Consider the following 21,010-nt stretch of genomic DNA (forward strand, 5'->3'; position numbering starts at 1 on the left):
AGGCCGATTATCGTCTTCTACTGGAACGCCATACCAGCATCAGCCGACGCACCGAACATCGATCCGATGGTATCAGGGCATGGACGACCAGCACGGATCCTGAAGTCGCCCAGATATTGCAACGCCACGCCCGCGATATGAAACAACGTTTTTCCAAAGGCAGAGCTATCCGCTCCTGGGATGTTCTTTTCCAACGATTATACGAATACCGCGATGTTGTTCACGTCCAGCTCACCATGTTGCCGGACGGCGTTTATGCAGAGCTATCGAGTGTAGATCCCAGTGTTGTTCCCTACATTTACGCGCATGGACGCACCCTGGTTAACTGGGTGCGCTCTGGCGTTCCCGCTGCCAAAGAAGCCAGTCCATTGCCACCACTCTGACCGGTGAAGCCAATATTGCGCCAAGGCCTACCGCGCTATTCTCCAGCAACAGGGTTTGATCGCCTCCCTGTCGAGAAAGGGGTATTGTTATGATAGTACTCCCATCTTGAGCTTCTGGGGCAGTTTGAAAAACGAGAGGGTACATCAGCAACACTTCGAGACCCGGTCGGAGGCCTGCGCAGCGATTCAGGAGTACATCGAGATTGTTACCATCCATCAACGTCGGCATTCCCGGTTTGGCTATTTGGCCCCGCTGCGTTTGCCCAAACCGTCATACGGGTAGCCGTTGGAGACGGAACTGTCCACAATGTACAGGGTGCCTCACTTTTTGCATCCTTTTCCCCTCTGCTGCGTCTTCACAGCAGGAACGATTTTTACTCAGTTAATTAGGAGCTTACCTCATGACGACTCAGACGATGCCTTCCGCACAGGACCTGCTTGCCAAAATGCGCGCTGGCATGGGCCGTGTGCCCGCCGCGATCGAAAAATCCACCGTGGTGGATGATGGTCTGATCCAGGAGCACATGCGCTCGCGCATGCACGCCATGCCCGAGGGTGGCGCGCTCGATGAGCAGACCCGCACCCTGATCTATCTGGCCGCAGCGCTGGCCGGCTCTAGCCCAGCTTGCGTGCGCGCCATGGCTGACAAGGTGGTGCAGCAAGGCATTCCCAAGGCTAAGGTGCTCGAGACGGTGCATATCGCGCGCTTTGCCATGGCCACCAAAATCATCGGCGATGCCGAACCCGTGTTTGACGCCCTGGTCGGCGCGCAAAACTGATCCTTGATCCGATGACCCACACCAAAATCCTCGGCACGGGCTGCGCCAGTTGCAAGGCCACGCAAAAGTTGATCGAAGAAGTGATCGCCTCCAAGGCCCTACAGGCGCAAGTGGATAAGGTCGCAAACATTCCCTTGATCATGAAGTACTGAACCGCCCCGACTTTCGTGGAGGCCGGTTTGTTTAAGTCAGGCCACCGTAGTGGCCTGACTGGCTTGTTGCCGCCAGCAGTTTGTCTCAGCTTCTGTTGGAGAGATATAGCTCAGGGGTTAATCTTGATCTATACGGACAATTGCCGTACAAATGATCTTGGAACCTGAACTGATCCCAGCGCGAGGCTGCCCATGCTGAATACGCCTGAAACCAACGACAAGCCACGCAATGCGCGCCTGGAGGCGCGCGTCTCCGGCGACCAGAAAGACTTTTTCCAACGGGCCGCCGCCCTGACCGGACGCACCTTGAGCGAGTTCGTCATCGACAGCACGCAAGAAGCGGCGGCCAAAATCGTGCAGGAGCTCGAGGTCATCCGCCTGTCCCGTGAGGAACAGGTTGCGTTTGTGAGCGCTTTGCTGACTCCCTCCGAACCGGGCGCACGACTCAAGAAGGCGGTTCAGAGCTACCGTCAGAAGGCAGGGCTGTGATTGGCGCTCGTACTTACTCCGGAGCACATCCATCCGCTGGAGAAGGCCCACGACCGCAAGTCCTTTGACTGCGGCAATGACGATCTGAATCGCTATCTGCGCGAGCAGGCGCGGCAAGATGCGGAAAAGCGTGTCGCCGCGCCGTTCGTGCTCACCCAGCCGGGCAACGCCAAAGTGCTCGGCTTCTACACGTTGTCGTCATCCATCATCCCGGTGATCGAACTGCCGCTGGAAATGATGAAACAGCTTCCGCGCTACGGGCAACTGCCGGTCACGCTGCTCGGCAGGCTGGCGGTAGACCGCTCGGTCTGCGGCCAGGGTGTCGGGGAGTTCCTTCTTGTGGACGCCTTGCGCCGCAGCCTGGAATCGGCCCAACAGATTGCGGCCATGGCCGTGATCGTGGATGCGAAGGACGAACGGGCTGAAAGTTTTTATCGGCATTTCGATTTCCAGCCATTTCAGCAGACTCCGCTGCGCCTGTTCCTGCCGATGGGGCAGATCGCGACGTTGTTCGCCTAGCGACTTCCTATAACGCCAACCCCAAGGTAGCCTGAAATATATGGGCATTCTCGTATGGGTATAATGCGACAAGAATAAAATCAGTGGGACTCACTCACCCGCTGCTTCCAACCAGCTCCAGGCCTCCTGCATGGCGTCCTCGTAGACCAATCGCCGGGCTTCCTTCTCTTGCGTGGTGGATGCGGGGTATTCGCCCAAGGGAAAAACTCCACCACCGAACTCATCGGGCCGTGGCTCTAAAGTGATTCTGCATATTCTGGATCATCGTGGGCACCCATTCTGGAAAAACGCAAAAGTGCCCGCGATCAATCCAGAACAGGCGCCCACGATCAACAGAATATGTACTTCACACGGGTAGCCGCTTAAGACGGAACTGTCCACTATTTACAGGGCACCTCAGCTATTCGCCGCACGTTGCATGCAGCTGCAGGCCCATGGCCTTGATCACCTTCATCACCGTGCTGAACTCGGGATTACCATTCGCGGAAAGTGCCTTGTACAAGCCCTCCCTGGTCAATCCGGTATCCCGTGCGAGAGCAGTCATGCCTTTTGCTCTGGCAATATCACCAAGAGCGGCGCGAACCAGACTGCCATCGCCGGGATCTTCTTCTAGGCAGGCGTCAAAGTACGCGGCCATCTCTTCGTCGGTTCTGAGGTGGTCCACCACATCCCATTTTTTCAGTTCGTTACTTTCCATAAGTCATCCTCCTGCCGAATGTTGCGATGCCAGATCCAAAGCCGTTTGGATGTCTCTGGCCTGGGTGCTTTTGTCACCGCCAGCAAGAAGAACAATCTACTCTGGCCCGCGCTGCAGAAAATACACCCGGTATCCTGGTCCATAGTGGATACGCATCTCGGATACTCCACGACCTACCGGCTCACAATCTCCCAGATTGCCCAGCTCCGCCCGGCGCAGCCGCGCACTAATCCGCGCTTTGGCCTTTCCGTCTCGCAAGGCATCAAACCAGGCGTCAAATGTTGGAGTGGTCAATATGACTTTCATTTTTCTACTGTAAATCCAGGATCATTTATTGTAAACCATAGTTCACAAGGCCATCTGCTTCACCGTATCGATGGTTCGGAACCGGAGCGCAGTTGACTAGCCTGTTGATTCTGGTCTCTACCAGGTGGGAGGGGGTGAAGGTTAATTGAAAAGGCCGGCATTGGGGTGTTTGCCCCATATGCGGGGATGAAGGTGTCGATATTTATAAGCTAGACAGTGAAGGCTCACTCACCTGCTGCTTCCAACCAGCTCCAGGCCTCCTGCATGGCGTCCTCGAAGGCCAATCGCCGGGCTTCTTTCTCTTGCGTGGTGGAGGCAAGGTATTCACCCAATGGAAAAACTCCGCCACCGACTTCTGTTTCTTCCTCCAGGAAACGGAGATTCCAGCCACCACCGAGCGCATCGGGCCGTGGTTCTATGGTGATCCTGCGTGTGCCTTTCATGCCTTTTCCTCTGTGTTGGTATCGGTTAGTCCCCATAGCGTCGCACGACACTCCGCACGACGCCACCAATCCGCATTTCTCCAGGCACAATGGGAATGGAAGGATACTTTGGGTTTCCGGCCAGCAGGACGGGTTTGCCCTCCTCTGTGCCCAGTCGCTTCACCGTATAGGCACCATGGATCTTGGCTACCAGGATCTCCCCCTTGCGCGGTCTGCGGCCAGTTTCCACAACCAACAGGTCCCCATCGAAGATCCCAAAATCCACCATGGAATCTCCCCGGACCCGGACCAGAAACGACCGATCCGGATGAGGTGCGAGCCAGTCTCCCAGATTCATATCGCCGGCAAGATCGGACTCGGCCAGGGCCGGAGTACCAGCCTGTACGGGAGAGAGATATAACGGCAACCGCGCCGCACTCCCCCGCAGGGGCATGGGCTGGATTTCCAGACCAGCAGCCCGGAGTTTGGCCACTTTTTCCGGCGATAGCATTAGGCCCTCCTCTTCCCTAGTTCTTTGGGATTTCCGTGGGATCGATATGGCGTCTCTTTTTCTGCAGGATCTGCACGGCGGGCTTTTTGGCTTCCCGGGGAACGGGTGGAGCGGACTTTTCCTTGGTGGGTCCCCTTTTGTAGGCCATACCTTCCGGTAGCAACTCCTTCCGTTGATGCCGCAGGGTGATGGGCTCTACCAGGGTGTAGCCATGCTGGGCACGGCGGGCACAGAGGCGACGTACCAAGGTACGTCTTGCAGCCGCATCCAATGGATCGAGGAACACGGTTTTCCCGGCGTTGCGGTTTTTGAGAGGTCCCCCCCAACGCAATTCCAGAAGGGATGAATCGAATAGATCGACCACAACCTGGGCCTGATACCAGCGCCCGTCCTCTGCTCGATTCCAGAGCAAGGACCCGCCCCCGGCCGCTATGCAGGCGTACAGGTATTCCTCCGCCCTATACGCCGTTTTCTGGGTGTTCATGGGGAGTTTCCTGGGATCGGCCATCGGGCGAGTTCAGCGCCTTGATTGCCTGATCCGCCGTATGGCCATTTATCTCAGTACCATGACGAGATTCCAGCCAGGATGCCAGAGAATCGTAACTGGGGTAGGGATCCCCTGTTTGCTGCGAATAGGCTTCCACCTGCTTTTTGAGGGATAGCACCGCCAGCTCCATCAAAACCGCATCACGCTCACTTTTGTTACGAGCCGCCCGACTGATCCCTAGCCTCGCTTCCAGGATATCCAGCTCCACCGCATCCGCTCCGTGGAAATCTGCGCAGACACGGCGAATCGGCGGCTTTACGGGGATCATGTCGATGTTTCTCATGGTTGGCGTTCCTCTGTGAACTTCTCTATAAAAGCAAGTTTAAGCCACTATTTGCCTTAGAACAATGTAATGTTAGAATAAGTTTATTGCCTAGACGGGTAAAAAGGTATCCTAGATACCCTACTGTAGTTAGAATAATTTCTTTATTATCCTAACCAGGATGCCTCTACCACCCCAGGAGACCCCATGATCCACCCGGAAAGCTACCTGAGCGACTTTCAAAAATGGCTCTCTGGTCCGAATTTCGAGATACCATACTCTTCCGCCTCCATCAAGGGATATGTAGCCAATGTGCGCAGATTCCTCGATTATATAGATTCGGAAGGATTGGAAGAAATGGAGGATATTTCCGTAGGATTGGTGAAACGCTGGATTGTGCAGGGGAAGTCGGGTATCGCGCCCGTTTCCACCCAGATGGTCCGATACTCCGCGATCCGCCTGTTCTTCGACTGGCTACAATATGCCCACCGTTTCCCCTTTCACCCGGCGCAGGCCCTCCAGGAGGAAAAGCGGCAGAACCGGCAGGTAGGCGGTCGGCGTGGCGGTCGCGGGGGAAATCAGCAAAAGAGACTGCCCCCGGTGCTGGATCGAGAGGAGATTGATCGACTGCGCATCGAGGCCAAACGCCATGAGACCATTGCCGGATACCGGGATGCTGCCTTGGTGGATTTTCTGCTCTCTACGGCATTACGCGCCCAGGAGGCCGTTACCTTCCGGCTGGCCGATCTCAACGGCTATTACACTGGGAGGATCCGGGTCATTGGCAAGGGGAACAAAGAGCGCCTGGTACGGTTCCCTCCACCGCCCAAGGATTCTCTGGAGCTTTGGCTCTATGTTAGGAAGAGAATGCCCAGTACCGCCGATACCCTGTTTCTCAGTGACCAGGGCAAACCCTTGAGCGCAGCCATGCTCTATATGGTGATCCGCAGACTGCTGGAGCGTACCGGTATCCACAAGCCCCAGGCGGGACCCCATCTCCTGCGGCACACCGCCGCCAGCCTTTGGCTGGCCGAGGGCATGGACCTCCGGCGTGTCCAGGAGAACATGGGGCATAGCAGTATCGTGGTAACGAGCCGGTATCTCCATTTGTTGTGAGGGGAATCGACTCCATAGCGGCACATAGTGAGGGGGTACTCACCACGGTGCTCCTGCACCATGCGCACAGCGCGCTCACGTACTTCAGAGGAAAACTCGTTTGATTTGTTCATGGCTCCATTCTCTGCAAGGTGGAAGCCTCCATCAAATCCGGGGTGGTTCAATTCACAGAACCATGGGGCCAGGACCGCAAGATAGAATGGCATATTTTGTCTCTCCGGCACCCTGCGAGCTCTGGCCGCCGAAACGTCATAACTGTCAATCAGCGTTGAAAATTGACCGGTTTTAGAGGGGGTAGAGCTCCGTTTTTTGAAGCAGTAGGAATCATTACCAGTTTCGAGGATGTCGCAATGATGGGTAAGGCGATCCAGAATGGTAGTGGTCATTTTGACGCTGTTTCCACCCCCTAACTTGGTCCCTTTTGCAGGCTGATTAACAGTCCGGTATTCCTGTCTGTCCCTGCGGCAGGATCTTTGGGGTGAGTGGGAGACGATCCGTAGCTGGGGAAGGATTGGCCACAAACCGACACGAGAGGTTCGGGAGTGGATCCGCGGACCAGCAGAGGCAGAAGTGATCGCCGATCAGGTGCATCGCCGCCGGGTGCAGCATAGATATACCTTGAAAATTGAATCCGCCAATACGCTAGCAGGAATGAAGGAGAGAATTTAGCGAGGATTTAAAGCACTTCCTTGCAGAAAATCGTTGGGGTCACTATACGAGCCCGACCTATGCTCTTTTGCTGCAGTAGGCCAGAGCGATGGTCACCGGTTACCAGGTAGTCGGCATCCCCGGCCCAGGCAATGGCTAGCAAAAAGGTATCATTTGGGTCAGTTGCCTCGATGTTGTTCGGCAGTGATGATGGCGTATCGATCACAATAGCCCGCTGTAGGTTATTGATCATTGTGCCCACCCGATATGGCTGTAGCACATCCTTAAACTTCTCATAGCGGCTGGCACGCCGCAGTTCGTCGAGCTGAGCCATGGAGGTCACCAAGGGAAAAAGGTTTTTCTGCCATGCACGATAGATGATGTCTGGTCCACCATGGGGAGAAAGTAAAGCGCTGAGCAGAACGTTGGTGTCCAGCACTACACGCATCAGTGATTACGTGCCCATTCCACGGCCTCATTTACTACAGCGGCCAACTCTTCTTCACTCAGGCTCGCGTTAGCCTTTTTGGCTTCTTCGACAGAGCGTTCGAAAATATAGGCTCGCACGGCCTGCTCAATGAATCGGGAAAGATCGCCTTTTCGCCCCCCTCCCCGCGAAGCTAGAAACATGCGAACGGTTTGGTCTGTATCGGGGGATACAACGACGTTCCAACGTATGGCATTCATAACACACCTCGACTGCGCATATACACAGAACATTATATATGTTCGTCTTGGCCAGGTGAATGGTAAGGAACCCGATCAAGGTAACACCCATCAGCGCAACCTGCCGCAGGCTACAACACCAGCTGTTTCACGATTGATCGCATTTCAACATCGTCGTAAAATTACAGATACGATAAAACGTAAAGGACGAAAGAATGATTGTCGGAGTTCTTAATCAAAAAGGTGGGGTCGGCAAAACCACCCTTAGTGTGAATCTAGCTGCCACATTGGCAGTCGAGGGCGCGCGCGTGCTGCTGATTGACGCTGATCCTCAAGGTAGCGCCTTAGACTGGGCCGCAGCCAGGCAAAGTGAGCCTCTTTTTTCCGTAGTTGGTCTCCCAAGACCAACTGTTCACAAGGAAATCTCGCAAATTGGCCAGGGATACGATCACATCATCATTGACGGTCCGCCACGCGTTACCGATTTAGCCAGGTCAGCCATCATGGCTGCTGACGTGGTACTAATCCCTGTGCAGCCCTCCCCTTATGACATTTGGGCGGCAGAGGAGGTAGTAAAGCTTATTGACGAGGCCCGTGTTTATAAAGAAAACTTAAAATCATTATTTGTTGTTAATCGTAAAATCGCAAATACGGCGATAGGTCGAGACGTTGGTGAAGCCTTAGCGGCCTACCCGATCCCAGCGATGAACGCTAGCGTTACGCAGCGAGTAATCTTCGCAGAGGCGGCAGCCCAAGGCTTGGCCGTTCATGAGGTCGATAAAGATGGGCCAGCAGCGGCTGAGATCAAGGCTGTGGCAATCGAGTTGATGGAGTTTGTACGATGAGCACGAAAAAAATCCAGTTTGGAACAAAACCAACCAGTAAGCCCACGTTGGCCGCTGCTGATGCTTGGGTAGAGAGCCGTAACAACGATATGAAAGAGCCAATGAAGCGTCTTACGATCGATGTGCCGGAAAGTCTACACCGCTCCATCAAGATGCAATGTGCAATGCGCGGTACCAAGATCGCTGATGAGATACGTGAAATTCTTTTACAGAAATACAGTAAATCGTAAATGTGTTATTCTGTATTTGCTTTTTTAAGGTCATCATATGCCCCGTAAGTTCGAAAAACCAAAAACCAGCAAGGGGCAGCCATCTCTATTTGATGATTTGGAGACTTCTCAAGGCGCAGGGACCTCTATCGTCTCCGTGAAAGATGAGGTTCCCAATCTCCTCGATAGCAGAAAAACCCCTTCGGAGTCGCCAGAGAATGCTTTTCGGCAGAGAATCGAACGGTTACGCGAACACCATCGCGTACTATCCGATCTGATTGTGATCACGAATCGTGATCTGGCTCGCCATGTTTTTAATGCTAGCGGTATAGAAACGGATGAGGTCCGTAATCTGCTGGCCAGGTTGGACGTTCTGCAGCAGCAACGCGCCAGTATCGAGGCTGAAGAGCAAGAAGAAATAAAGTCGTTACAGGCATTGAAACATCGACTTGCTCGTGTGCCGTACGCTAGAGACAAAAGCGGATTAGTCAAGGTGCGTCATCCAAACCGAGATTTTTTCTTAGCTGACCTGTTTGATTACGCTATGAAAGACGATGGCGCTTCGATGGAAGCGCCGATCTTTACCCTCTCGACCAAGCCGGACCTGAGTATTTGGGAATGGCGTAGCAAGGACGGCAGTAAATATGTCAAGGTCGCTCCATCTGTGCTGGGACGTGCTACACAGCACGATAAGGATGTTCTCATCTACGTGGTGAGTCAGCTTGTTGAGGGTCTAAATCGGGGTAGGGATGATGCTAAATATCGAACCGTACGATTTACGGTATATGACTTCTTGGTGACGACTAACCGGGATACTAGTGGAGCTGGATACCAAAGACTGCACGAAGCCTTTGAGCGACTGCGTGGAACGACCATAGCAACAGATATTCGGACAGGTAGCACAAGGGTTCGCGAGGGATTCGGCATCATAGATCGATGGAAAATCATTGAAAAGTCTTCTACTGACGAGCGTATGGTAGCTGTTGAAGTCACTCTATCAGAATGGCTCTACAATGCTGTACAGGCCTTCGAAGTGCTAACAATACATCCGGACTATTTCCGACTGCGTAAGCCCTTGGCCCGGCGGCTATACGAGATTGCGCGCAAGCATTGTGGCCATCAGAAGCAGTGGACGATAAGTCTTGAATTGCTTCAGAAAAAGGCGGGCAGCAAATCCTCTCTGCGTGAGTTTCGTCGAGCAGTGCGCGCCATCCAAGAGGATAACAGCTTGCCAGAATATCACTTTGTCCTTGGGCACGATGACAACGTGACATTCTACGCTTCCAATACAAAGAGAGTAATGCATAGCCTCGCCAGGGCAATTGAAGAACGTAGTACCTGACACGTGTTTTCACCCACACCAGATCCACCCTGTGGATAGACACGTGTTTTCACCCACGATTACCTGTGGATAGACACGTGTTTTCACCCACGGCGAATTCGTGTTTTCACCCACATATGTTGTTTTCAACAATTTGTTTTTATTTGATATAATGGGAAGATCTCGAAGCGTAACGCGCGCGCGTCTTTTAACTTTAAAAATATTTTAACGTCGGTAGCAGGCACGAATAGAAGGAAAGCAGAGCATAGCCGATAATTGAGGAGCGCCCACAAGTCGCTGTAAGCGACCGGGCGCAAGACTACGCGGCGGGTACCTTGCTGGTCCCCCTGTCCGCGAGGGACTCCGTCCCTCTTGCCGCGTCGACCCCCTCTGGGGGACGCTGTCCCCCCAAGCGCTACGCGCTCGGCTCCCCCCTGTAATCTGCAAAAGAGAGAGGGAGGGGTGATGGGTAGGGCAAACCTCCCCGCTAAGGCCCCAAATTTGCCCATTAGGCGACTTTCTCGGTAGGGGTGGTACCATCCGGTAGGGGGAAGGGGAAAAGGACCGTTTTGGGCGGGTTTTGGAAGAGAGATCTTGGACGCTGACGCTGGGATGAGGGCAGGGGAGGATAGGGCTGTGGGTAGGAGGAGGATCTCCCAACAGCTGCAAGGGACCGGGTCATCATTGCTGAAGACTACCCGAGAATATCGCCTGGCTGGAGCAATCGATCGTGTTACTCGGTGAGCCAGCTGGTCTTGTCCAGATAGGTTTCCTGCACCTGTTTCCGTAAGAGGGTACCGGGCTTGAAATGGACATGGTACTGGTCGGGGACCGCGACGGCAGCCCCATTGCGGGGATTGCGACCCTTGCGTGCGGGACGCAAGCGGGTCTCAAAGACCCCGAAATCCCGGATCTCGATCCGATCCCCCGCAGCCAAGCAATCGGCCAGGTAGGAAAGGATTTCTCGGATGGCCCTATCGACGTCCCGTGGGGGAAGTTCTGGGTGTTGGTCCTGGACCCAGCGAGTCAGCTCGGTCTTCTTCATGGAGTGAGCCCTTTCTGGATTGCCCGCCAGCGGGTAGTAGCCCATGGATCCAGGATGACCCGGACGATTTCTCCCTGGCGTTGCCGTTGGGCAGCCTGGGCCTTGCTCTGTTCTTTCTGGTCGGGCTTTCCCATGATTGCCTAAGAATCAGCCGTTCTTGGGTTTCCGTCCCCGACGGGCCTTGCCGTGTTCGGCGAGCAGTTGATCCCCGCGGCTAGCCAAGGCCTCAGCATCTTCCGAGAGGCACTTTTCTACGGCCGCAATGACCTGCCGTTCATCCCACTGGGGGGCCAGGATTGCCAGGGCACGGTAGAGGCGTTTCTGCTTCTCCAGCCGTTCTTTGCGCAGCGCCGGGGTCTGGGTGAGCCTGCGCTTCTGCTCTTCGAGCTTTGCCAGCTGTTCCTGTTGGCGGGCGAGGATTTCTTGTTTCTTGCGATCGAGCTCGGCCAGGCGTTCTTCAGCTGTTCTGCGGATCCGTTTTTTTCGAGGGGCATCGGTCATGAGTCAGCTCCAGAGGTTCTTGTGGGAAAGAAAACAACCATCCCTCTTTGCTCCCGGGGGATAGAAGGGAAACGAAGCGGGAAGGGCGTTATTGCACGTGTTCGATGAGTTCCTTGGCGGCCTTGAACTTGACGGTCTTTTTGGCCGGGATGTCCATTTCCGCACCGGTAGCGGGGTTCCGACCCTTGCGGGCAGCCCGTTCTGATACCTCGAAAACCCCAATCCCCGGCAGGGCAATCCGTCCGACTTCGGGCAGGGACTCTTCCAGGGTCTTGCGAAAGCCCTGCAGGAAGGCATCGGTGTCCTTTTTGGATAGGCCCGTATGGGCGGCAATGGCAGCTACAAATTCAGCTTTGTTCATGGGAAAAATCCTTTACTCTTGTTTGTCGTAAAAAAAGACGCTTTTTGGAAAACATAGGACGATTTTTACCGTAGGGCAAGAAGTTGCAGAGGTATTTCCCGTCTTGTTTGCAAAATTCTCCGCAGAAATTCCTCCATACCAGGGATTGAGCCGTTGCTACAATACCAAGTACAAATCGCGGGGAGAATTCAGTAGCAGCCGAAGGGCAGGCTTGCCAATGCCAACGCAGGAAAACGATGAGAAAAGAGCGCCAGTCAGTCTTTGCTGGCAAGAATTTCCCAGACGTTGATGGGCGTGCCTTTATTTCCGGTGGTGCAACGGGGGCTATGGATGAGGTGCTCATCTTTCATTTTGTATAACAGGCTGGTAACCCGGGGAACAGTGAGCCGTAAAGCTATGGACAGTTCCTGTGCGGTCTGGGGACCGTTGTTTTGCAGGGCTTGCAGTAATCGATTCTGGTCTTGTTCGAGTAGCTTGTCCATGGGCTGCGGAGGGTAGCTTTTTCTTTTCTTTTCAACAAGGGGGCGATTCGGCTTTTTCTGACCTTCCTTGCGCAACTCCACAGAACTCCATCTGACCCATTCGCAGCAGGCAGGCTTTATTTCCCGAATGCAGCAAGCGCATCCAGCGCCTGATCGACGGATGGCCATCCACCTTGCGAAGCGCGAGGTGCACCCAGGCAGCAAGACGGATGTCCGCGAGCAGATAATTGGGGACCGACTGGCAGAACGTCAGGGAGCCATCCGCCCCCGTGCTTCTGCCAGATCCTGGGACAGGCGGGTCTTTCTCTGGGCGATGCCGGTCGTCTGGGCGGACCTTTCCAGGGCCTTTTGGCTGGTGATGAACAGCAGGTGCTTCTCGGCCCGGGTCGCACCCGTATAGAGCAGGTTCCGCTTGAGCATGGGGGTATGCTGAGTCGTGGCGATCAGGGCTACGGCGGGAAACTGCCCGCCCTGGGCCTTGTGGATGGTCAGGCAGTAGGAATACTCCAGGTCCTGGGTGGCCTGGCTCCCATAGAGTACTTGCCGGCCATCGATATCGATGATCAGGCCATTGCTTTCTCCGTCCTCATCGAGAACGATGCCCGTCACCACGCCGAGATCGCCGTTGAAGACCTGCAGGTCGTAGTTGTTCCTGGTCTGAATCACCCGGTCTCCGATCCGAAACCGGCCGTAGGCTGCCTGGCCACAGGGCGGGTTGTAGGCTTCCCGAAGGGCGCAATTGAGGGCCACGGTTCCCAGGGGTCCCTGACGCATGGGCGTGAGAACCTGGATCTCCCACTCCAGATCATCGCGCTGGGCAAGAATCTGCTCCAGTACCGATTGTGTCAGCGCATCCCCAGACAGGCTCTTCGTGTCGATAAAGCGCACACTGGGATAGTTTCCCGTTGCCATATCAATCCTTTTCCCGGCAAGGAGATCCGTGGCCAGTACCGGGATTCCCGATCCTTCGCCCTGTCGGAAGATGTTGGTGAGCCTGGCCACGGGCACGACGTTGCTCTCGATGAGATCCCCCAGCACTTGTCCGACACCGACCGATGGGAGTTGGTCGGGATCTCCGACGAACAGCAGCCGGGCATGGTCCGGGATCGCTTGCAGGAGCCAGAGGGCCACTTGCTGATCCAGCATGGAGACCTCATCGACGATCACCCAGTCGGATTCCAGGGGGTTGTTGCGATCGTGTTTGACGTCCCCGCCACGACCGACCCCGAGCAAGCGGTGGATCGTGCTTGCCGGGACGCCGGTTGCCTCTTCCATCCGCTTCGCGGCACGGCCCGTCGGGGCACACAGGGACACGTCCAGACCCGCTTCCTGGGCGGATAGCACGCAGGCGCGGATGAGGGTGGTCTTGCCCATGCCTGGGCCGCCGGTGAGCACGCCCAGCCGGGAACCAAGGATCTGCCGGAGCGCCCTTTCCTGGGTAGGATCCGGCCGGAATCCCTCCGGGAATCGCATCTTGATCTTGGGAGCAGGACCGGTCAGCCGCAGGATCTCCTGGGCCAGTTTCTTCTCCACTTCCGCCGTGCGCCGGATGGCATAGACCGTCTCCTCCGCATGATGCCGGGCGCTGAGTCGATCGCCCTCCATGGCCGCGAGCTGCTCTATTATCGAGTCATCCGCCACGCCCAGGAGCTCTCGAGCCTCTGGCAGGAGGGCGTTCTGACGGATCCAGACGTGTCCATCGTTCTCGTTTTGCTGCAGGGCATGGTAAATCCCCGCCCGGATCCGGGAGGGATGATCCGCTGCCAGGCCCAATACCCCGGCTGCCTTGTCTGCCTGGAGGAAGCCGATCCCGGGCACCAGGGACAGGAGATACGGATCTTCCTTGAGCAGGGCCACGCACCGGTTCGGGTCGTTGCCAACCCGGGGATGCGCGGAGAACTGCCGCCATACGGTTGTCGATCGCTCTGGCCCAAGGCCTACGGAGCGCAGGAATTGCAGGATGATCCGGGATCCCGCAGCCTGCTTCCAGGATGCCGCGATTTGTTCCCGCTTCTTCTGGGGAATCCGGATCTCTTGCAGCCGTTCGATCTGGGTGTCGAGCACCGCCACGGTCTCCTCGCCGAAGGCCTCGACGATCTTGCGCGCCGTCGGCGGGCCGATCCCCCTGATCACGCCGGATCCCAGCCAGGAGATCAATTCCTCCGTATCATCCGGGACCAATGCAACGAAGCTCCGCGCGTGAAATTGCAGCGCCCCCGTTTTATTGCGCTTCTCCCACCCCCCCGATACCTCGATGCGGATCCCGGTGCGGGCCTCTGCCCATCTCCCGATCACCCTAAGGGTCTCGTCCTTTCCGTCCGGGAGAATGTTCAAGACCCGAAAATCACTGTCCTGTGCCGAGTACACCAGCTTCTGGACGGTTCCGATGATGGTTTCGTTCACCCTACCTCCCGAGCCCAATCGCCTACGCTTTCTCTGACAGCCTCTGGGAAGTGCCCCCTCCTGGGGAAAGGGACACGCCTCTTTTTGCCTCCACGGCGGGATTCATTCTCTTGATCCACCATCGCTCTCCGCGCACAGCCGTACCTATTTGCTATCTTACCCTATGACGCGCAACACGAGCCGAAAAAAGCGAAAAATGGGGCATAATACCAAGCAGGGAATCCTCCCCTGAAGCAGAGAAAGGATACGAGCATGTTCCATCACAAACTCTCTTATCTGGCCATGATCATCGCCGCACTGCTGGCCCCCGCCATGGCCAAAACCAACGCCATCCACAGCATCGGCAAGGAGGCGGGCAGCGCCCTGGTTGCGATTTCCCGATAAGGGATTCTGGTTTCGCCCTGGGTGCCATCGCTGCAGCCGTGATATGGAGCGGCTGCGCGAGCTATTGGGCAAGAGACCTTCCTATGCCATGGGTAACAGCCAGTTTTCGACAGCAAGATGGGGCACTCGGCAAAACTCGCTCGTATTAGCCGTAACCAATGTTGCCCCGACACTCAAGGTATGGGCAGCGATGAGAAAGTCATTGGGTCCGATTGGCGTACCTTGCAAAGTAAGAGTATGACGAATCTCCGCATAGACCTCTTCTGCCGGAGGGGAGTATGCCAGGATGGTCATGGTCGCAAGAATGCGATTGATGTTGTCGGTAAGCCTGGCAGACCCTTTTTTTCGTAACCCATAGCGTAACTCGCTGACCACGATGAGGGAGGTGCATACCGCTTGCGGACCCACGGCCTGGATGTGCTGTTGAACGGGTCCATGAGGATCTCTGGCCAGAGCTGAAATAATGTTGGTATCGAGTAGGTAGAGAGCGGCCGTCACAGATCTACGTCCCGCAAGGGAAGTAGGTCGATATCCACATCGGGGAATTCTTCTTCAACCGGGGATAAACTCTGTAAGACTTCCAGGAGATTTTGGCGAGGAATAGGCGAAAGGATGAGACGATCTCCTTCCTTGCGGAGAATGGCTTCGTCTGCGTCCAAGGCAAACTCCTTCGGGATCCGAATGGCCTGATTGGACCCATTGTAGAAAATTCGGACATGCCGTTCGGTAGACATGGCACACCCCCTTATTCTCTCATGACCTATGCGAAAGCATAGGCCTTCATTGGGGGGATGACAATTCGGCTATCCGCTATTTCGCCTTGACGATGGCGAGGCTTTTTCAATCCATTGTGTAAGCAGGTGTCCGATTCCCCTGCCATGAGGTAGCCTGAAATGTGTGGACATTTTTGGGGTACCCTTGTCATTTCCTGAATTCGCGGTGCATCCGTCAATATAGATTGGTAACCGCGCCCCCTATTGCCCTATCTCCATGGGATGGCGTTCTATGCCGGCTACAGCCGCTGCCACGATAGCGCGCAGCATGGATGTCTTTCCCGTACCCGTGCAGGCCCAGAAAGGCATCTTGGGCTCTGGAAATGGCCACATTGAGCATGTTTGGCGAGCTATCAAAGAAAGCCGTCGAGTTCCCATAGCCAATACCCGGGGCCAGGATGATGATGGGCTTTTCTGCCCCCTGCAGGCTATGGATGGAGCCAATAGTGAGGTTCTCGATGACCCCCTGCCTGGCCAGTGCATCGCGGATTTCCAGCGCATGGGCGTTATATGGGGTCACGATGCCCAGTACATCGTTCAGGGAATCCTTGTTGTACGCTTTCAACCACGCATTGCGACGTTTGGCTATCAAGGCTGCAATCACCGCTGCCTCTATCGGGTTGGCGCGGCTCTCGCCTACCTTCATCGACCAGGAAGGTACATGCAGGTATTCCAGCGGCAGGATCCCCGCTTGCGTTGCGACGGGGTTGGGTTCCCGCTTGCAGACTAGTACGCCGGAATAGGAAATAGAATTGAAAATCTGCATGATCGGTTCAACGGACCGGCGATGTTCCCGCAGCATCAGTCCACGCCGCCCGCCGTTGCCCTCCCGGTAGCCCGTGTTGTCCACCGAATAGGCGCGTACCTGCACACTACTCCCGTAGGCGCTCATGCCGCCTGCCTGGAAAGTTTCGTAGGCTTCGGGAACTTGGTAACGCTCGACCAGTTCCCGATCTACTGATTCGCTCAGGGCCCATACCGGCTCCGTCTGCTGTTCGTCACCCACGATCAGTAATCGATTGCCAAGGGCTACGGTCGGCAAGGCGAGTTCCGCCGATACCTGCGCTGCCTCGTCGATCACTACTGTGTCCACCAGTCCGAACAGCGGAGAGTAGTCCTTGCCGTGCTGGAAGAACCGTGGTGCCGAGTACAAGGTGCTCACCATGACGGGGAATGCCAGGAAGCGCAGATCCCACATTTTGCGTACCGCATCCTCTTCGATGGCGTAATCCCAACCAACGGTTTGCTGCCCGTTCCCTGGGGCGCGTAGCGTCCCCATGCCTACCAACCAGCGGGCTTCGTTCACATGCAATGCGGTCCAGAACGCTTCCGCCCGCAAGCTCTTGTCGAGTTCGTCGTTGATGGCGGTAATAGTCGGATGATCCTCGATGGCCGGAACGGCAGCGAGCGCATCCATCCGGATTCCCTGACCAAAGATGTTCCGCATTTTTTGGGAAACCGCCGCTGCACTCTTGATGTCCTGTACGAGCTCTGCCCACCAGGCGTCGATGTTTTCCCAGGTCGCATCCTGCGCTCCCATGGCGCGTAGTTGCTCGGTGAGTTCCGCGTTCTTTTTCTCTTTCGATGCGATGATGGATTTCAGTTTGCCCATCACTCCCGATTCTTCTGCCCGGGTCTTCTGGACGAATTGTTGGATTGCCTTGGCCTGTTCCTTCCATCCCAATTCTGCGCCAATGTCGTATCCGCGTTTCTTGCGTAGGTGTCGCGCCGTTGCGTAGATCGCCTTGGCCTCTCTGGCCACATCGATGCGCTCGCGGATCTTGGCCACGATGTCGCGCAACCGCTGTTCCAAAAGTTCTGCTGCTTCCGCCGGGCTGTCCACATCGATGCTGTACTCGGCGCGGAACATGGAACGAAAGTACGACCACGCTTCTCCGTTGCGATACGCTTCTCCCAACTTTCCGATGGCCGTTTCCTGTCCGCTGTCGCGTGACACAAACGCATAGGTCGGCCATTGCTCGCTCAGTTTGGATGCAGCGGAGAGGTACAATCCCACGCTGTCGATTTGTGGCAACCAGCGCCGAGCGAGGCGCGAGTATCCCGTCACTTTCGACAGTGCATCGAGGACGTTGGTGATCGCCTGATTGTTGGTGGATGCGATGAGTACCTTTCCCGATTCACCCTGCCCTTCGATGATGGAATGGATCAGCGCGTCTGCAATTACTCCCTGAATGAGTGTCGTCTTCCCGGTTCCTGGTGGTCCGCTTACGGCAGCAATCCCGCCTTCGAGCATCATGGCTTGTGTCTCTACAACGCGGCGCTGCGTTTTGTCCATGGAGTACGAATTGCTCATCTGCCCCAGGTGCATCCCCATGGCATGAACGCGCTCATCGCCGCTGATGCCTGTCTGCAAAAAGATCGCTTCATCTGCATGTGGGTCTGCGTAGCGAATGGCAATTTGTGGCACTGGCTTTCCATTTTGAAATCGCTCAACGATGTGATCGTATGCCACGAGCATTGGTCCGGTGATTTGTGTCCGGTTCACATTTGCCGGATTGGTCGGGATGAACAAAACGCTCTTTTCTGTGATCCAGCCTTCCGGCAATCTTTTGTCGAGTTGCTCTGCGACTGTCGCACCGCCATCGGCGCTCCACCGTGCTTCGGTGATGATCTGTGTGATGCGATCCACCATCGCAATCGCCATCTGCCACTGATCTTCCCAGGGCAGGTCTTCGATCAATTTTCCGTCTGCATCTTGCATCATGGCGCGCTCACTGATGCGCCAGTCCGCACTCTCCGGTGACGCAAGATTGAAAGGCGAGAACAACATCGCTCGCTGCAACCATGGACCCGTGATTTCAAAGTCTGGTGTGACCATTCCGTTGTCATCGACTTCCACTGGTACGAGGATCGTCGGCACGATACGGCGTAACCCTTCGCGTCCCGTCATACGGAAAACACCGCCGAAGCCGAGCAAAAAGTTTCCGCCCCTTGCACGTCCGATGCCGCGCAAGACTTCCTTGCTGATGACCCATTCACTCGGTGAAGTTCCGTTCAGAAGAAACGCATCTCGCGTCCCTTCGCCCACTTCGATGTGTGCATAGGCGGACTCCGAAACTGCCTGTCTCCAATATCGCGCGACGTGCACTTGCTCTTTCATTTTTCCTCCCATCCTTTTCTGTCAAAACGTCACTCGTGGTTCTTCCCGATGTTCTTTACTTGATCCTTCACGCCTTTCCTGCACTTGCTGCCAAACTCAAAATGCCGGTGCCAACTTGCGTCGCTGCCCACGCTGCGAGTGAGCCCAGTGGGATGATCCCGAAGTAGATGAGCAGTACGATCAGCAGCAGGATGAGCACGATCAGCAATATGCCCTTGATGGTATTGCCAGTGCTGTTTGCCTTGCTGTGGTGTGACGCTTGCTCCTGCTGATTCCCGTTGCTCTGGCCCGTCCAAGACTCAATGTCGCTCTTCGCGTTCCCGATAGTTTGCTTGGTTTGGTCCCAAACATTTTTCCCCCAGTTGCTAACGTCACGAGTTGCATCATCCAGTCTTCGCTTCAGCGTTGAGGTGTAATGGTCTGCGTTGAGATAGTTGTGCCATGGCTTGAAAATGGGAACGCTCGTATGGCAGTTGTATCCCGGAACCGTTGCATGGATTCCGATGGTGTCCAGCACTTTGACGCCGTAATTGCATTGTATGTTTTTGTATGGGTGTCCGCAGTTGTAGATAGCTAATGACTCTAGCATTCTGTTGTTCAATGGTTGGACCCCGCTTGTTGCGTTCCATCCTCCTATGAATACCCAAGACCCAGCGCCGATGTTGTCGCATGGGTTAAAGAGTTGGTCTACTGTGTACCTCCCTTTCTGCACCCATTGCGAGTTGATCTGCATTATCCCCATGTCAATGTTGTGGCCTTCACCCAATAGCTGGGTAGCTTTGGCGATAGCTTGCTGTGCATTGTGCAAGTAGAAGTCGTTAGGCAAGTGCTTATGAAGTAGCGTGTTGTCATTGATGACCCATGGGTTTCTTCCGCTCTCTACGTTGGAGACGGCTACCAGCAAGATCGGCGGCGCTTTGTAGGTGTCGCATTGTTGGTAGATCTCTGGAATCGGGACATATACCGGGATGCCATCTTGTGTTTGTGGCGCTGCCGTTTGGGGTGCTGATTGTGGCGATGACTGAGGTGTTGCCGGTGTTGCCAGTATGGGGCCGGCCCATAGGGCTATGGCTGATGCTAGTGCGATTCTCGTTGCTTTCTTTTTCCGCATAGTACCCTCTTTTGCTTTTAAGATAATGATTACTATTTTTTGATCCTGCTCTTGTATGCATCTCTTATCTATTGTTTCTGATAGTTTTTCTATTTTTCGTAGCAGTCATGGCGAGTGATGACAATATAATGTATGCGAATTTATTTTTCATTGCTGTTATATGAGCATCTAGTATCATGTTTTTTATAGGTAATATATTTTCCATAAGTGCAAGTTTGCGCTGATTACAAATAATGATTGCGTAAATATCATTGGAATTACTATATATTGGTTTTAACACCATGAAACTACGATTCATTTTCTTTTTCATTTTGAGGGAACCGCAAGATTTTACGGCCTTCTTGTTTCCCAGGATCATGCTCGCCTAACTTGCAAAGGAAATTTCCGTCAAGAAGCGAGGATAAGAAACATGGAAAGCTTTTATCCATTGTTATACAGTGAGTTAGTACGTTTTTTTCGTATGAACTTTTCATATACCGTATTTCAGCCTCAAATCAGCCTTAACCACATGATATACATATGTTTTATTTTTTTCATTTTTTCTCCTTCTTGATCAGGAATCGCAGTCGCCTGGCAGCCGGGCTAGCAGGTCCGTCCCGCTTTGCGCGTTCTTCGAGAGCCTCGCGCATCTTTTTCTTTCGTGCTTCCTGCCTCTTTTTCTCTTTAAGCTTTGCGACGTACTCCGCCTTTTTTGCCTTTGCCTCGGCCTCGGTCTGCTCATCTTTTGCAGTGTCTTTCTTCTTCTTCGGACCAGGCATCACCAGTGGATTGGTGGGCTCGTCGGAGAGAGCCAGATCTGCGTGATTGATGATCCGGACCGCATCATTTTTGGCGTGTATGTAGTCGAGCAGCGTGTTGTCACGGGTCACCCTAATGGCGCCACCCAGGGTCGGCATAATGGCGCCATTTCAAACTACCTGAAATAGGGTCTCGAACGGGGTCAAGAATGGGCGATTT

28 protein-coding genes and 3 pseudogenes are annotated in these 21,010 nt (G+C 54.8%); 11 read left to right on the forward strand and 20 right to left on the reverse strand.

Annotation, left to right across the window (positions count from 1 at the left end):
• The 6 genes and pseudogenes from RTI30_RS06265 to RTI30_RS06290 all read left to right on the forward strand — a co-directional run.
• A partial coding sequence (locus RTI30_RS06265) for a hypothetical protein (protein ID WP_312283456.1) occupies positions 1–383 on the forward strand: 383 nt, incomplete at its 5' end.
• Positions 373–666 (forward strand): annotated as a pseudogene (locus RTI30_RS06270) (IS3 family transposase); the annotation flags it as partial. The gene RTI30_RS06265 and the pseudogene RTI30_RS06270, both read left to right, overlap by 11 nt.
• Positions 667–784: 118 nt before the next feature.
• A complete protein-coding gene (locus tag RTI30_RS06275) occupies positions 785–1,162 on the forward strand; it encodes a carboxymuconolactone decarboxylase family protein (protein ID WP_312283457.1) in 378 nt (125 codons plus the stop codon).
• Positions 1,163–1,173: 11 nt separating this feature from the next.
• Positions 1,174–1,314 carry a thioredoxin family protein gene (locus RTI30_RS06280; protein WP_312283458.1) on the forward strand — a complete coding sequence of 47 codons (141 nt, stop codon included), beginning with the start codon at positions 1,174–1,176 and terminating at the stop codon, positions 1,312–1,314.
• Between the two features lie 192 nt (positions 1,315–1,506).
• A complete protein-coding gene (locus RTI30_RS06285; protein ID WP_312283459.1) occupies positions 1,507–1,803 on the forward strand; it encodes a DUF1778 domain-containing protein in 297 nt (98 codons plus the stop codon).
• The gene (locus RTI30_RS06290) at positions 1,804–2,322 is read left to right on the forward strand and encodes a GNAT family N-acetyltransferase (RefSeq protein ID WP_312283460.1); all 519 of its coding nucleotides are present in this window, start codon (positions 1,804–1,806) and stop codon (positions 2,320–2,322) included.
• Between the two features lie 400 nt (positions 2,323–2,722).
• On the opposite strand, the gene RTI30_RS06295 is transcribed toward RTI30_RS06290, so the two are convergent.
• The 6 genes and pseudogenes from RTI30_RS06295 to RTI30_RS06320 form a co-directional block, all read right to left on the reverse strand.
• A complete protein-coding gene (locus RTI30_RS06295) occupies positions 2,723–3,019 on the reverse strand; it encodes an addiction module antidote protein (RefSeq protein ID WP_312283461.1) in 297 nt (98 codons plus the stop codon).
• Between the two features lie 3 nt (positions 3,020–3,022).
• Positions 3,023–3,325, reverse strand: a pseudogene (locus RTI30_RS06300) (type II toxin-antitoxin system RelE/ParE family toxin).
• Positions 3,326–3,549: 224 nt separating this feature from the next.
• Positions 3,550–3,768: a hypothetical protein gene (locus tag RTI30_RS06305; protein ID WP_312283463.1), complete on the reverse strand. Its 219-nt coding sequence runs from the start codon at positions 3,766–3,768 to the stop codon at positions 3,550–3,552.
• A gap of 25 nt (positions 3,769–3,793) precedes the next feature.
• Complete coding sequence (locus RTI30_RS06310) at positions 3,794–4,258, reverse strand: S24 family peptidase (RefSeq protein WP_312283464.1); 465 nt, start codon at positions 4,256–4,258, stop codon at positions 3,794–3,796.
• Between the two features lie 16 nt (positions 4,259–4,274).
• Positions 4,275–4,742: a hypothetical protein gene (locus RTI30_RS06315; RefSeq protein WP_312283465.1), complete on the reverse strand. Its 468-nt coding sequence runs from the start codon at positions 4,740–4,742 to the stop codon at positions 4,275–4,277.
• Positions 4,717–5,088, reverse strand: a complete 372-nt coding sequence (locus RTI30_RS06320; protein ID WP_312283466.1) for a hypothetical protein — start codon at positions 5,086–5,088, stop codon at positions 4,717–4,719. Before RTI30_RS06320 ends, RTI30_RS06315 begins: the two co-directional genes overlap by 26 nt.
• 186 nt (positions 5,089–5,274) lie before the next feature.
• Between RTI30_RS06320 and RTI30_RS06325 the strand changes: the two genes are divergently transcribed.
• Positions 5,275–6,183 (forward strand): tyrosine-type recombinase/integrase, encoded by a 909-nt coding sequence (locus tag RTI30_RS06325; protein WP_312283467.1) that lies wholly within the window; start codon positions 5,275–5,277, stop codon positions 6,181–6,183.
• Positions 6,184–6,467: 284 nt separating this feature from the next.
• Here RTI30_RS06325 and RTI30_RS06330 read toward each other — a convergent pair.
• From RTI30_RS06330 to RTI30_RS06340, 3 genes and pseudogenes are all read right to left on the reverse strand, one after another.
• A pseudogene (locus RTI30_RS06330) lies at positions 6,468–6,572 on the reverse strand (ATP-binding protein); the annotation flags it as partial.
• A 287-nt stretch (positions 6,573–6,859) separates the two neighbouring features.
• Positions 6,860–7,279 carry a putative toxin-antitoxin system toxin component, PIN family gene (locus tag RTI30_RS06335; protein ID WP_312283468.1) on the reverse strand — a complete coding sequence of 140 codons (420 nt, stop codon included), beginning with the start codon at positions 7,277–7,279 and terminating at the stop codon, positions 6,860–6,862.
• Positions 7,279–7,518, reverse strand: coding sequence for a ribbon-helix-helix domain-containing protein (locus tag RTI30_RS06340; protein ID WP_312283469.1), 240 nt, complete (start codon positions 7,516–7,518; stop codon positions 7,279–7,281). The genes RTI30_RS06335 and RTI30_RS06340 overlap by 1 nt, the downstream gene beginning before the upstream one ends.
• A gap of 194 nt (positions 7,519–7,712) precedes the next feature.
• On the opposite strand from RTI30_RS06340, the gene parA reads away from it, so the two are divergent.
• Genes parA through RTI30_RS06355 form a run of 3 tightly spaced genes read left to right on the forward strand, consistent with a single transcriptional unit; the run spans position 7,713 to position 9,893 of the window.
• Positions 7,713–8,342, forward strand: a complete 630-nt coding sequence (gene parA, locus RTI30_RS06345; protein WP_312283470.1) for a ParA family partition ATPase — start codon at positions 7,713–7,715, stop codon at positions 8,340–8,342.
• Entirely contained in the window at positions 8,339–8,572 is a 234-nt protein-coding gene (locus RTI30_RS06350) for a hypothetical protein (RefSeq protein ID WP_312283471.1), read from the forward strand. The genes parA and RTI30_RS06350 overlap by 4 nt, the downstream gene beginning before the upstream one ends.
• Before the next feature lie 37 nt (positions 8,573–8,609).
• A complete protein-coding gene (locus tag RTI30_RS06355) occupies positions 8,610–9,893 on the forward strand; it encodes a replication initiator protein A (protein WP_312283472.1) in 1,284 nt (427 codons plus the stop codon).
• A gap of 712 nt (positions 9,894–10,605) precedes the next feature.
• Here RTI30_RS06355 and RTI30_RS06360 read toward each other — a convergent pair.
• The 6 genes from RTI30_RS06360 to RTI30_RS06385 all read right to left on the reverse strand — a co-directional run bounded on the left by RTI30_RS06360 (position 10,606) and on the right by RTI30_RS06385 (position 14,664).
• Entirely contained in the window at positions 10,606–10,917 is a 312-nt protein-coding gene (locus tag RTI30_RS06360) for an HU family DNA-binding protein (RefSeq protein WP_312283473.1), read from the reverse strand.
• A complete protein-coding gene (locus RTI30_RS06365) occupies positions 10,914–11,051 on the reverse strand; it encodes a hypothetical protein (protein ID WP_312283474.1) in 138 nt (45 codons plus the stop codon). Before RTI30_RS06365 ends, RTI30_RS06360 begins: the two co-directional genes overlap by 4 nt.
• Positions 11,052–11,064: 13 nt before the next feature.
• Positions 11,065–11,418: a hypothetical protein gene (locus tag RTI30_RS06370; protein ID WP_312283475.1), complete on the reverse strand. Its 354-nt coding sequence runs from the start codon at positions 11,416–11,418 to the stop codon at positions 11,065–11,067.
• An 88-nt stretch (positions 11,419–11,506) separates the two neighbouring features.
• On the reverse strand, positions 11,507–11,779 hold the full coding sequence (locus tag RTI30_RS06375; protein ID WP_312283476.1) for an HU family DNA-binding protein: 273 nt from the start codon (positions 11,777–11,779) through the stop codon (positions 11,507–11,509).
• Between the two features lie 254 nt (positions 11,780–12,033).
• Positions 12,034–12,261, reverse strand: a complete 228-nt coding sequence (locus RTI30_RS06380; protein WP_312283477.1) for an Lrp/AsnC family transcriptional regulator — start codon at positions 12,259–12,261, stop codon at positions 12,034–12,036.
• 249 nt (positions 12,262–12,510) lie between these two features.
• The gene (locus RTI30_RS06385) at positions 12,511–14,664 is read right to left on the reverse strand and encodes an ATP-dependent RecD-like DNA helicase (RefSeq protein WP_312283478.1); all 2,154 of its coding nucleotides are present in this window, start codon (positions 14,662–14,664) and stop codon (positions 12,511–12,513) included.
• A gap of 252 nt (positions 14,665–14,916) precedes the next feature.
• Here RTI30_RS06385 and RTI30_RS06390 point away from each other — a divergent pair, with 252 nt between their 5' ends.
• The gene (locus RTI30_RS06390; RefSeq protein WP_312283479.1) at positions 14,917–15,048 is read left to right on the forward strand and encodes a hypothetical protein; all 132 of its coding nucleotides are present in this window, start codon (positions 14,917–14,919) and stop codon (positions 15,046–15,048) included.
• Between the two features lie 81 nt (positions 15,049–15,129).
• Here RTI30_RS06390 and RTI30_RS06395 read toward each other — a convergent pair whose 3' ends face one another.
• From RTI30_RS06395 to RTI30_RS06415, 5 genes are all read right to left on the reverse strand, one after another.
• On the reverse strand, positions 15,130–15,546 hold the full coding sequence (locus RTI30_RS06395; RefSeq protein WP_312283480.1) for a type II toxin-antitoxin system VapC family toxin: 417 nt from the start codon (positions 15,544–15,546) through the stop codon (positions 15,130–15,132).
• Positions 15,543–15,782: an AbrB/MazE/SpoVT family DNA-binding domain-containing protein gene (locus RTI30_RS06400; protein ID WP_312283481.1), complete on the reverse strand. Its 240-nt coding sequence runs from the start codon at positions 15,780–15,782 to the stop codon at positions 15,543–15,545. The genes RTI30_RS06395 and RTI30_RS06400 overlap by 4 nt, the downstream gene beginning before the upstream one ends.
• 214 nt (positions 15,783–15,996) lie before the next feature.
• A complete protein-coding gene (locus RTI30_RS06405) occupies positions 15,997–18,942 on the reverse strand; it encodes an ATP-binding protein (protein WP_312283482.1) in 2,946 nt (981 codons plus the stop codon).
• Between the two features lie 67 nt (positions 18,943–19,009).
• Positions 19,010–20,053, reverse strand: a complete 1,044-nt coding sequence (locus RTI30_RS06410) for a transglycosylase SLT domain-containing protein (RefSeq protein ID WP_312283483.1) — start codon at positions 20,051–20,053, stop codon at positions 19,010–19,012.
• 533 nt (positions 20,054–20,586) lie between these two features.
• Complete coding sequence (locus RTI30_RS06415; protein ID WP_312283484.1) at positions 20,587–20,949, reverse strand: hypothetical protein; 363 nt, start codon at positions 20,947–20,949, stop codon at positions 20,587–20,589.
• Positions 20,950–21,010 lie beyond the last annotated feature (61 nt).

Source organism: Candidatus Igneacidithiobacillus taiwanensis, assembly GCF_031962545.1.
In the GTDB taxonomy this organism is placed as follows: domain Bacteria; phylum Pseudomonadota; class Gammaproteobacteria; order Acidithiobacillales; family Acidithiobacillaceae; genus Igneacidithiobacillus; species Igneacidithiobacillus taiwanensis.

Bases quoted from the DNA above. Each gene is read 5' to 3' on its own strand.
- RTI30_RS06370 (WP_312283475.1), bottom strand. From the start codon at position 11,418: ATGACCGATGCCCCTCGAAAAAAACGGATCCGCAGAACAGCTGAAGAA.
- RTI30_RS06325 (WP_312283467.1), top strand. From the start codon at position 5,275: ATGATCCACCCGGAAAGCTACCTGAGCGACTTTCAAAAATGGCTCTCT.
- RTI30_RS06275 (WP_312283457.1), top strand. From the start codon at position 785: ATGACGACTCAGACGATGCCTTCCGCACAGGACCTGCTTGCCAAAATG.
- RTI30_RS06315 (WP_312283465.1), bottom strand. From the start codon at position 4,742: ATGAACACCCAGAAAACGGCGTATAGGGCGGAGGAATACCTGTACGCC.
- RTI30_RS06375 (WP_312283476.1), bottom strand. From the start codon at position 11,779: ATGAACAAAGCTGAATTTGTAGCTGCCATTGCCGCCCATACGGGCCTA.
- RTI30_RS06405 (WP_312283482.1), bottom strand. From the start codon at position 18,942: ATGAAAGAGCAAGTGCACGTCGCGCGATATTGGAGACAGGCAGTTTCG.
- RTI30_RS06280 (WP_312283458.1), top strand. From the start codon at position 1,174: ATGACCCACACCAAAATCCTCGGCACGGGCTGCGCCAGTTGCAAGGCC.
- RTI30_RS06410 (WP_312283483.1), bottom strand. From the start codon at position 20,053: ATGCGGAAAAAGAAAGCAACGAGAATCGCACTAGCATCAGCCATAGCC.
- RTI30_RS06350 (WP_312283471.1), top strand. From the start codon at position 8,339: ATGAGCACGAAAAAAATCCAGTTTGGAACAAAACCAACCAGTAAGCCC.
- RTI30_RS06415 (WP_312283484.1), bottom strand. From the start codon at position 20,949: ATGCCGACCCTGGGTGGCGCCATTAGGGTGACCCGTGACAACACGCTG.
- RTI30_RS06285 (WP_312283459.1), top strand. From the start codon at position 1,507: ATGCTGAATACGCCTGAAACCAACGACAAGCCACGCAATGCGCGCCTG.
- RTI30_RS06340 (WP_312283469.1), bottom strand. From the start codon at position 7,518: ATGAATGCCATACGTTGGAACGTCGTTGTATCCCCCGATACAGACCAA.
- RTI30_RS06400 (WP_312283481.1), bottom strand. From the start codon at position 15,782: ATGTCTACCGAACGGCATGTCCGAATTTTCTACAATGGGTCCAATCAG.
- RTI30_RS06365 (WP_312283474.1), bottom strand. From the start codon at position 11,051: ATGGGAAAGCCCGACCAGAAAGAACAGAGCAAGGCCCAGGCTGCCCAA.
- RTI30_RS06310 (WP_312283464.1), bottom strand. From the start codon at position 4,258: ATGCTATCGCCGGAAAAAGTGGCCAAACTCCGGGCTGCTGGTCTGGAA.
- RTI30_RS06295 (WP_312283461.1), bottom strand. From the start codon at position 3,019: ATGGAAAGTAACGAACTGAAAAAATGGGATGTGGTGGACCACCTCAGA.
- parA (WP_312283470.1), top strand. From the start codon at position 7,713: ATGATTGTCGGAGTTCTTAATCAAAAAGGTGGGGTCGGCAAAACCACC.
- RTI30_RS06390 (WP_312283479.1), top strand. From the start codon at position 14,917: ATGTTCCATCACAAACTCTCTTATCTGGCCATGATCATCGCCGCACTG.
- RTI30_RS06360 (WP_312283473.1), bottom strand. From the start codon at position 10,917: ATGAAGAAGACCGAGCTGACTCGCTGGGTCCAGGACCAACACCCAGAA.
- RTI30_RS06355 (WP_312283472.1), top strand. From the start codon at position 8,610: ATGCCCCGTAAGTTCGAAAAACCAAAAACCAGCAAGGGGCAGCCATCT.
- RTI30_RS06305 (WP_312283463.1), bottom strand. From the start codon at position 3,768: ATGAAAGGCACACGCAGGATCACCATAGAACCACGGCCCGATGCGCTC.
- RTI30_RS06380 (WP_312283477.1), bottom strand. From the start codon at position 12,261: ATGGACAAGCTACTCGAACAAGACCAGAATCGATTACTGCAAGCCCTG.
- RTI30_RS06335 (WP_312283468.1), bottom strand. From the start codon at position 7,279: ATGCGTGTAGTGCTGGACACCAACGTTCTGCTCAGCGCTTTACTTTCT.
- RTI30_RS06320 (WP_312283466.1), bottom strand. From the start codon at position 5,088: ATGAGAAACATCGACATGATCCCCGTAAAGCCGCCGATTCGCCGTGTC.